4 protein-coding genes and 1 pseudogene are annotated in these 7,136 nt (G+C 47.1%); 1 reads left to right on the forward strand and 4 read right to left on the reverse strand.

Going from position 1 to position 7,136, the window contains the following annotated elements; genetic code table 11:
* Positions 1–1,284 (forward strand): DUF927 domain-containing protein (locus tag Q0688_RS08450; protein WP_299074917.1); only part of this gene is annotated, 1,284 nt, incomplete at its 5' end.
* Between the two features lie 142 nt (positions 1,285–1,426).
* Here Q0688_RS08450 and Q0688_RS08455 read toward each other — a convergent pair.
* From Q0688_RS08455 to dinD, 4 genes and pseudogenes are all read right to left on the reverse strand, one after another.
* Complete coding sequence (locus tag Q0688_RS08455) at positions 1,427–2,173, reverse strand: M48 family metallopeptidase (protein ID WP_299074918.1); 747 nt, start codon at positions 2,171–2,173, stop codon at positions 1,427–1,429.
* Positions 2,173–5,436: an HsdR family type I site-specific deoxyribonuclease gene (locus Q0688_RS08460; RefSeq protein WP_299074919.1), complete on the reverse strand. Its 3,264-nt coding sequence runs from the start codon at positions 5,434–5,436 to the stop codon at positions 2,173–2,175. Before Q0688_RS08460 ends, Q0688_RS08455 begins: the two co-directional genes overlap by 1 nt.
* Positions 5,433–6,662 (reverse strand): restriction endonuclease subunit S, encoded by a 1,230-nt coding sequence (locus Q0688_RS08465; RefSeq protein WP_008111243.1) that lies wholly within the window; start codon positions 6,660–6,662, stop codon positions 5,433–5,435. Before Q0688_RS08465 ends, Q0688_RS08460 begins: the two co-directional genes overlap by 4 nt.
* A pseudogene (dinD, locus tag Q0688_RS08470) lies at positions 6,659–7,136 on the reverse strand (DNA damage-inducible protein D); the annotation flags it as partial. The pseudogene dinD and the gene Q0688_RS08465, both read right to left, overlap by 4 nt.

Here is a 7,136-nt window from a genome sequence, read left to right on the forward strand (position 1 = left end):
TACCCAAGCGAACACAGCAACAACCCGCGCATGGTGCTGCAAACCATGCACCCGATAGAAGGCTTTATTCAACAAGGCAGTAGCGACAGTTGGCGGCAGCACGTTGGCCGTTATTGTCTAGATAACCCGCTATTAATTGTTGCCGTCTGTGCTGCACTGGCCGCGCCTTTGTTGCATATGTGTGGGGTGGATGGTTTTGGTTTACACCTCTACGGTGCTAGCAGTACCGGTAAAACCGCAGCGCTTTATCCGGCATTATCGGTTTGGGGCGAACCTAATCAGCTGCGTCACAGTTGGCGTGCCACGGCCAACGGTTTAGAAGGCACAGCGCTTGCGCATAACGATGCCTTACTGGCGCTCGATGAAATGGGCGAAGTTGACCCCAAGGAGGCGGGCGATGTCGCTTATATGCTTGCCAATGGCCAAGGTAAAACCCGAGCGGGCAAATACGGTGAAATGCGTTTACCCGCCCGCTGGCGTTTGGTGTTTTTATCCACTGGCGAAGTGACGCTCGAAAGCCACCTCGCCAGTATCGGCAAGCGCGTAAAAGCCGGCCAGCAAGTGCGTGTGATTGATCTCAGTGCAGATGCCGGTGCGCAAATGGGCGTGTTTAACCAGAGTCATGGTATGAACGCCGCCGATTTAGCCGACCACCTAAAACAACAAAGTCGCCAACATTACGGCAGCTTGGCCTTGGATTGGTTGCGGTATTTAACGCAGCACAGCGCGCAGGTGCGACCCGTTTTCCAAAACGTACGGCAATGCTTTTTAGCCAGCTTACCCACTGATGCAGACGGCCAAGTGCGCCGAGTCGCCGAAAAATTTGCCTTACTGGCCAGCGCTGGCCTGTTAGCCATTCAAGCCAAAGTACTTGATTGGCCAACCCAAAGTGTCGAAGCCGCCTGTTTAAGCCAGCTAAACCAATGGATACTTGCCCGCGGTGGTGTGGCCGCCAATGAAGACCAACAAGCCATCCGCCAAGTACGCAGCTTTATTGAGCAGCATGGCGAAAGCCGCTTTACGCCCAAACAAACCGGTTACAGCAGCCAAGTACGCCAACGCGCGGGTTGGCTTGATTCTACAGGCCCACACACCCTCTACCTGTTTTACCCAACTGGCTGGCGTGAAGCCACCGAAGGCCTAAGCCCAGATCGCGCCGCCAAAGCACTGATGGCCGCAGGCTACCTAGTCCCTGATGGCAACCGACCACAGCGAAAAGTCAGCCTGCCCGACAACACCCGCCCACGCATGTACTGTGTTAAAGGCAGCATTTTGGATGACTAACGAGGCGTTGAATCCTGTGTGAGCTTGTCGCCTGGCAGTGAACCGCCAGTCAACATAGATAGCTAGCGATGCTTGAAGTCCAACGCAGACAATACCGCTAGTGTACTGGTTGTGTACTTAGCTATTCGATACAGCGTGCTGACTAAATCAGTGCCATTTCCAGTTTATGTTTTCGCTTCACCCAATCTGGCAGGGAGCGTTCGAGCAAGCGATAAAACTCTGGGCCGTGGTTGTGGTGCTCTAGGTGACACAGTTCATGAATGATCACGTACTCAATACACTCTTTCGGTGCCTTAATTAACTCGCGGTTTAAGGTCAGCGTTCCTCTTTTTGATAGACTGCCCCAGCGCTTTTTGAGTTGCATTATTTTAATGTTTGGCTTGTTGTCATCTGAATATTTGAACTTCTCCCAACAATCCGAAAACACCTTATTTAAATGGAAATCGGCCTTTTCTCGATACCAATCATTAAGTAGCGACTCCACATGCTCTGGTTTACCATTGGCTGACGTTACCCAAAAAAAGCCCGCTTTCAGCGCTACACCGTTGTCAGTGCCTACTGCAATTTTTAGCCGATACTTCTTACCGAGATACAAATGGCTTTCACCACTTACGTATTTGCGAGAAGGGGTTCTTGGGTCAAACTGGTCAAAGTAGCGAATTTGACGCTTGATCCACCGAGCACGCTTCTTCACCTTAGCTTCAATGGCCTCACGGTCGGTGCCTTCAGGTGCTTTCACAAAAACTGATTTATCAGGGTGAACTGATATTTCCAGCGACTTGCGTTTAGAAAAAGCCAGCTGGAAGGAGATTTCTCCCCCTCCGTATACAACCGCTAGCTTTTCAGCGCTTGCTGTTGGTATCTCGGCCTGCTTGATGGTTGACGACATCAAGAATGCCTCCGGTGCTTCGCAACCTGCATGGTTTTCTCAATGATTTCGTCCATTTGCTCTAGGCTCAGCGTCACGCCGTACTGCTCTTTGACTTCGTCATAAAGAAAATCGTCAATATCATTCATCGCCGTTTTTTGAACGTCAGTATCGTCCCAAAAATCAACTTTCCAATGAGCATCAATGATTTTTTGTATCGCTAACGATGTTTGTGCCGCAATCGCATCAAGCTGAGCATCATCTAACTCGTTCAGTGTTGCCACTTGCTGAAACTGCGGCTTAATCAAACCAAAGTAGGCACACGCTTCGTCGTTCTCACGAATGCAATCAGGCATATCATCATGCTGCTTCGTGGCCACTTTGTTACGAATATCAATCACTCGGTTGAGATATTCTAAGTCTGAGATGCGCTTGGCCTTAAAGTCATCAATGGCGGCTTGGATCAGCTTCGAGAACTTCTCATAAAACGCAGGGTCTTCATCCATATTCTCCGAAATGCTGCGCTTCGTGGCGTGGGCGATGGTGTCCGCTTTTGATGCCGTGGTTTTGGTTTGATAAACCCCTTGCTCTTCTTTCACGGCGGTAAACATTTTTTCATCAAAAATATTCACTGGCTCGTTAAGCTGAGTCACCTCATTAGCCTGAATATGGGTATCCAGCAGCTTTTTAATTTTTGGCTCGTAATCGCGATAATCAATCGCCTCAGCGTAACGCAATTTAACCGCCGCCTTTAAGTTCTGAAAACGTTTTAAATCGTTTTTATAGGTTTGTAGCTTCTTCTCATCAGAGCTCATGATGAACTGCTCAGACGATAAAGCGATGGCTAAAGATTTACTGTATGCCGATAAACACTCGTAAAACTCTTCACGCAACTCGTCATCGGCCAACAACACCTCATAGGCTTCTTCGTCTTTTGAGTTTTTAACGGCTTTAAACAAATCCCATAAGTCAGAGTAACGCTGTGGCAGCTTAAACACTTCCTCATTGATGGAGGTGAGCGTGCCTGCTAAGTCATCTTCATCAAACCCTTCAAAGGCTTCATACATGGTTAGGGCTTTATCCAGCTCGCCCAATACGCTGGCATAGTCGATGATATAGCCAAACTCTTTGCCTTCGTACAGGCGGTTAACCCGAGCGATAGCCTGTAATAGCGTGTGCTCTCGCAGGGTTCGGCATAGATACAGCACGGTGTTGCGCGGTGCATCAAAACCGGTTAATAGCTTATCCACCACAATGAGTATTTCAGGGTCATCACCGTATTTAAACTGATTGATGATTTGCTTGGTGTACTCCTCTTCAGAGCCAAAGCGCTTCATCATTTTGTCCCAGAATTTACCTACCTCATCGGTTGGTCCTTCGTCCACTTCGTCGTGGCCTTCGCGGGTATCAGGGCCAGAAATCACCACTTCAGTGGTGACTGTGCCAATCTCTTGCAAAAACTGCTGGTACTTTAATGCCGCCGGTTTGCCTGGGGCAACCAACTGAGCCTTAAAGCCAGTGCCTTGCCAGTTGGCACGAAAATGCTCGCTGATATCAAAGGCGCGCATATATATCACTTGATCAGCTTTGTTTAGCATTTCAGCGCGGGCGTATTTCTTTTTAAGGTCGGCCTTTTGCTCTTTGCTTAGATCGGCGGTGTGGCGCTCAAACCAGAGGTCAATAGCCGACTGATTCTGCTCCATCTCAATATGTCGGCCTTCGTACAGCAATGGCAATACTGCTTCGTCGGCAACCGCTTGTTTAATGGTATAGTGCGGCTCAATCAGGCCACCAAATTTGGCAAAGTTATTCTTTTCTTTTTTCAGTAGTGGCGTACCGGTAAAGCCAAGAAAACAGGCATTAGGCAGCATTTGGCGCATTCGGGCCGCCAATGAGCCAAAATTGGTTCGGTGACTTTCATCGACCAATACAAAAATATCGTGCGACTCATCAACAAACTTCTCGGCTACCCAGCCTTTATCAAATTTGTGGATCAGTGTGGTGATCAAACCCACTTTGTTTTTCAGGTGCTTAACTAAGTTTCGGCCAGACGTGGCACGTTCGCGGCTTAAACCACAGGCGGCAAAGGTATTGCCCAGCTGTTTATCAAGATCATCCCGGTCGGTAACCAAAATGATTCTTGGGTTGATAAGCTGCGGCTCTAGTGCCATAGCACGGGTGAGCATCACCATGGTAAGCGACTTACCCGAGCCTTGGGTATGCCAAATAACACCACCTTGTCGGTTTTCCTTAGAGCCATTGCCTTTATTGGTTAGGCGTTTAATTCGGGCGATAGTCGCTTTAATCACAAAATATTGCTGATAGCGGGCTACTTTCTTAATGCCGCCATCAAACAGGGTAAAGCGATATACCAAATCTAATAGACGCTCTGGGCGGCACAGGCTGTGAATGGCATTGTCTTGTTCCGTCACCAAGCGTTTACCTTCCGCCTCTAGCGCATCAAAAAATGGCCGTGCGGCGGCAAACTCGCCACTGAATAGCTGTGCTTTAGTGTCTTCGTCTAAAGTGGTATTTATGCCTTTATCGACATCGGCAGGTTTATCTTCCTGCTCCTTCCACACGCCCCAAAACTTCTTAGGTGTGCCTGCTGTCGCGTATTGGGCGGCGTTTTTATTCACTGCCAACACTTGCTGCACATAAGTAAACAGGCGCGGAATATAGTCATCACCTTGGTTACGAATATTTTGTGATACGGCTTGCTCTACATCCACTTTGGGCGATTTACATTCAATCACGCTAAAGGGAATACCATTGACAAACAGGACGATATCGGGGCGCACGGTATCGGTGCTGCGTGCACGCTCAACCGAGAACTCCGCCACCACATGAAAGCTATTGTTGCTTGGGTTTTTCCAATCAATGTAATTGAGGGTAAAGCTTTTTGAGTCCCCCTCAATGGTTTGCTCCATGGCTGAGCCTAAGGTGATTAAATCGTAAATCGACTCATTGGTTTTTTGCAGGCCATCAAACTTAATATTTTTGAGCTTTTGGATCGCGGTTTGAATGTTCTCTTCGCTAAACAGATACTCGCCACCTTTATAGTTAATGCGATTAATCTTTTTTAGCTGCTGACGAAGCACTCCTTCTAAAATCACATTGGCACTGCGCCCACCTCGTTCAGCCAAAGCCTGCTCTGGGGTGAGGTACTGATAACCCAAATTGATTAACTGTTGCAGGGCTGGAATTTGCGACAAGTACTTTTCGTTAAACTCAAAGCCCGAAGGCTCCGAGTTTGCTGCGTAATTGACTGGAGGTGTGCTCATGCGCTTGCCTCCTGATACATATCCTCAGCGACTGGCTGGGAACTGCTCACCTGCCACTCACCAGTAAGCAGCTTTTGCATCAGACCGCGTTTCTGGCTGCGGTATTTTTCAAGGAGTTCTTTTACTAAATCAATTTCCTTTTTAGCAATATTAAGCTTGCTGGCGATATCGTTTTGCTCTTGAATACAAGGAATCTTTACCTCTAATTTCTTCAAAGCGTTTAGCTTTAATGCTGTACGTGTACCGCCCTGAACTTCGCGCGATAAAGCTTGCCTAAATGCAGGAGAGTTCAAGAAATAATATAAGAAATCAGAGTCCATGTTTTGTTTTGGAGAAAATACACCATATGCAGGGCTAATTAAGCCTTTGTCGATGATGGTTTGTTTGTTGAATACAAATAAACCATCATCACTCATTGACCTAAATGTGAAGTCCCCACGACTCATTATCTTGTAGCCACTATTATCTTTGCTTGCTACTTGTTTAGAGAAGTAGTCCTCTTGCAGAAAAATTCCTCGGCGAGAGGAGGTTAAGCAAGGGTATAAATCAGGCGTAGTGCTTTTCTCTTTTTTCTCAACGATAAACTCACCTAATGTATTTGTGTTCCATCGTTTTGATTTAGGGTTGTTTAAAAGAAGTTGCGACTTCAGCCACTCAAACTGCTTTTCCTTAGCCGCAATTAACGCCTCCGTTTTTTCAATGGCGTTGTCCCAAAGCTTTGACGCCGATACGATAGACTTTTGTACATCTAAAGAAGGTAGAAGCACAGGGAACTGTTTAAGCTGTGTTGAATTAATGCTCGCCAAGTTCGTACTTTGCTTTGAGCAGCTAATAAAATAACGTTTTCCATAGCTACTAGCCGTTAGAATGCTTAGAAATTCAGGCAGTAAAACAGAAGCGTCGGTTCTCACAGAGAACACATGATTCTGGTGAACACATGATTCAATTTCATTATTCCAAACAGTACCACGCCCTAACTTATCGAAGTCACCTCCTTCGGTAAGTAGTACATCACCTGTTTTAAGTGTGTAACGTTCTAAGTTTTTCCGCTCGATGGAAATATGTTTAATGACCGAAAGGTCAAGGTGCCCATCTTGCACATTTGCTACTCTTAAATATGGGGCTTCGATTGGATCGGTTAGTTTTCTAGATGCACTTTTTGAAATTCCGGTTTGAATTTCTGCCACTTTCTCCAATCTTACGGTTTTCCAAGGCGATTTATTCATTGATCCCCCTCCAACTTTTTCTGCGCACGCGCCAACTGGGGAATGCCTTTTTCCGGTGTTGGTAAATCCTCTGGCATGGTGCCGCCCAGCTCTTCAATGGTGGCGCGCACTTTTGCACCCACTTCAAAATGGGTTTGGTTGGCATGGGCTTTATTGCTGACCTGATCACGCTTTAGTTTCTCTTCTGTTTGCGTGGCGCGGAACAGGTTAGCGGCAAGTTCGGTACTGCCCATATGATCGAGGATTTTCTGGCTCTTTTTTAAGCCTTTGTGCTGGTGAATGGCTTTGTTGTCTAAGCCGCCATACAAGCCTTTGTAGCCATGGTTTTGGAAAATGGCGTAGTCCAGATTAGTTTCAACACCTGCATCTTTAGCCGCAGCGGCCAGTTGCTTGTTGTGATCGGCCAATTCATTGCGCAGCATTAGGCGTTTTTGGTCTTCATTCAGTTGCTGGAATCCAGTGTCGTCTTGCAAC

This window comes from uncultured Paraglaciecola sp. (genome assembly GCF_937123705.1).
In the GTDB taxonomy this organism is placed as follows: Bacteria; Pseudomonadota; Gammaproteobacteria; order Enterobacterales; family Alteromonadaceae; genus Paraglaciecola.

Bases quoted from the DNA above. Each gene is read 5' to 3' on its own strand.
- Q0688_RS08455 (WP_299074918.1), bottom strand. From the start codon at position 2,173: ATGTCGTCAACCATCAAGCAGGCCGAGATACCAACAGCAAGCGCTGAA.
- Q0688_RS08460 (WP_299074919.1), bottom strand. From the start codon at position 5,436: ATGAGCACACCTCCAGTCAATTACGCAGCAAACTCGGAGCCTTCGGGC.
- Q0688_RS08465 (WP_008111243.1), bottom strand. From the start codon at position 6,662: ATGAATAAATCGCCTTGGAAAACCGTAAGATTGGAGAAAGTGGCAGAA.